Source organism: Levilactobacillus suantsaiihabitans (assembly GCF_004745505.1).
GTDB lineage: Bacteria > Bacillota > Bacilli > Lactobacillales > Lactobacillaceae > Levilactobacillus > Levilactobacillus suantsaiihabitans.
Window position 1 is genome coordinate 1 of sequence record NZ_RKLX01000046.1, and the last position, 2,275, is coordinate 2,275.

Below are 2,275 nucleotides of genomic sequence, written 5' to 3' on the forward strand. Positions count from 1 at the left end.
ACTGAAGGAACCCTGTGAGGGTTCCTTTTTTTATACCTAAAAACCTAACGCGGCAAACGAGAGTGGCCCCGTCAGCGGCCCGCCCACTACCTGGTCAAACGGCTGTGACGGTGGTGCTCGGGTGGCCTTCACCGGCAATGGGCATTCGTGACGCATGACCCTAGCCTGGGAGAGACCGGTGACTATGCCAACGTCAGAAATGACCCGTTTGACTTGGTGATGAGTTGGTCGTGATCTGAATACGTGGGGGGGATTAATCGTTATGGTCAAGCAATTCCTGTATTTGAAGAGATTCCGCCGCTGCTGGATACGCTGCCTAGTGCATTCGTCAGAAATTAAAAAGGACTATCCTAACCGATTTGTTGGGGATAGTCCTTTTCTAATTGCGAGAGAGTTTGAGACAGTGATGTGAGTTTAGCTAAATGCGGGAAATGATATTGGTGACGATGAGGATGAGCTCGGCTTGGGGATGTTCTCCTGGTCGAGTCACTCGGTGATGACACCGATCACGCTGCTGACTAAGCAAACGACATCGTAATAGTCTTGCGGATTCTTGCGACTAAGGTGCTCGACTGCCAGGACCTTGGTGACCAGCTGTGATTTAAGCTGGGTGAGCGGATACGGATTGTTAGATTGGGTAATCAGGGCAAAAAGCTCGCGATGAGCCACGACGTAGTGGATGCAGGTCGTCGCGAGGGCCTTAAAGCTGGCGGTACTGTCAGTCGGGGACGTTGTGGTCAACGTGCCAAGAGTCCGTCGATCGTCTCAGTGACCATGTGGGTGTAACAATCGCAAACGTTATCGTAATGGAGGTAGAAGGTGCTCCGTGAAATATCCGCCTGGGCATGGCTACCCGAATCTTGGTAAGTGGTTGTGTCTGTAGTTGCGTAATCAGCGCCGTCCGAATGGCTGTCTGCGTTTTTCGTGTTCGTCGATCCAACAGACTACCTCCAGTTTTGGTCAATTTTGGGGTGACTGTCCAGAAATGGATGTATCACGCCAAACTGTGCTTCGGATTTAATATAGTACACAACTGTGCAGTCATGCATTTCATTCAAGGGGAAGATAGAAAATGAAATTCAGGACTGCGGTTCATTCAGATTTAGGGAGGCTCGTGCGGCTAATGACGCGGGCATTTCAAGATTATCCGACATTTATGATGGCTGTTCGCCCAGCGTTTTAAAAGACTGGCGGCTACTGCCAATTCTTAGACGACTATTTTGTGATGGCGCTGCGTAGTTATTGGCGCCAGGGACAACTTGTCGTGGCCGAAGAGCAAGGCAGGCCAGTGGCGGTTGGGTCCTAGCTGCACCAACGGTTAAGATTACCTGGTGGAATTATCTGCGTTGCGGGGGACTGCGGTGAGTCTGGCCGTACTTGCGGCATCGCCAAAGTCGGTTACGTGATATCGAACGGGCAGATGGGATGGCGCATCCCGCTGAGGACACCTGGACCTTGATTTACTTTGCTGTTGACTCCGCTGTCCAGGGGCGGGGGATCGGAACGGCATTGTTACAGCAGCAAATTGTGCTGATGGCTAAGGCGGCTGGAGCACGCCAATTGACGTTAGTGACCAACCCCCACCGCAACGTGGCCTATTATCGTGGGCAGGGCTTTTCGGTGATGTGTAAACGACAAGCTACGTATTCAGGGGGAGTGGTTTTTAAGTGGCAGCTGACACGGTTGGCTTAGTGTGGATCCTGGCAGTTGATGAACTTAGTGGGCAATGGCTAAATGGGGGGGGCAATCGCGTGAGGGGGTGTCTTCTTTTTTGTGGGGATGGTGGCCAGACTTTTAGATTGATAGGGGAGCCCAAGGAGTCGTTATAAGCGGTGGGATAAATGTCGTTGGCGGGCACAGCCGGAAACGACACTAGCTGGTTGGCCCAGTTGTTCGGCGTCACGGCGACTCACCTTCCTAGAGTCTGACAGAGCAACGACTAATTGACAGTCGCAATTAATTTTGTGTTTTTGTTGACAGCGGGGTAAAATGCATGGTATATTATCTAAGCTAACTTTTGTAGAGCAGTTCGTTAATTTATAAATGTTAAATTACTTGTTGACAAGTAGTTAAGCAAAATGGTATATTGATTGAGCTGCTTCATTGAGGCGGCATTCGATAAGAAATTTGATTTAAAATTTCTTGTTGACATCAAATCAGCTAAATGATATGATGATTAAGTTGTCTGTTAGAGCAGATAACTTGGTAGACCTTTGAAAACTGAACATTGTTTCGACAAACCAAATATGTGTAGGGCGGTTTGATACTTGGTATC

Annotated in this window: 2 protein-coding genes; one reads left to right on the forward strand and one right to left on the reverse strand. The window is 49.3% G+C overall.

Annotation, left to right across the window (positions count from 1 at the left end):
- Positions 1–486: 486 nt before the first annotated feature.
- Positions 487–741, reverse strand: a complete 255-nt coding sequence (locus tag EGT51_RS12705; protein ID WP_135369020.1) for a hypothetical protein — start codon at positions 739–741, stop codon at positions 487–489.
- Between the two features lie 636 nt (positions 742–1,377).
- Here EGT51_RS12705 and EGT51_RS12710 point away from each other — a divergent pair.
- Positions 1,378–1,692: a GNAT family N-acetyltransferase gene (locus EGT51_RS12710; RefSeq protein ID WP_135369021.1), complete on the forward strand. Its 315-nt coding sequence runs from the start codon at positions 1,378–1,380 to the stop codon at positions 1,690–1,692.
- The last annotated feature ends 583 nt before the right edge of the window (positions 1,693–2,275 follow it).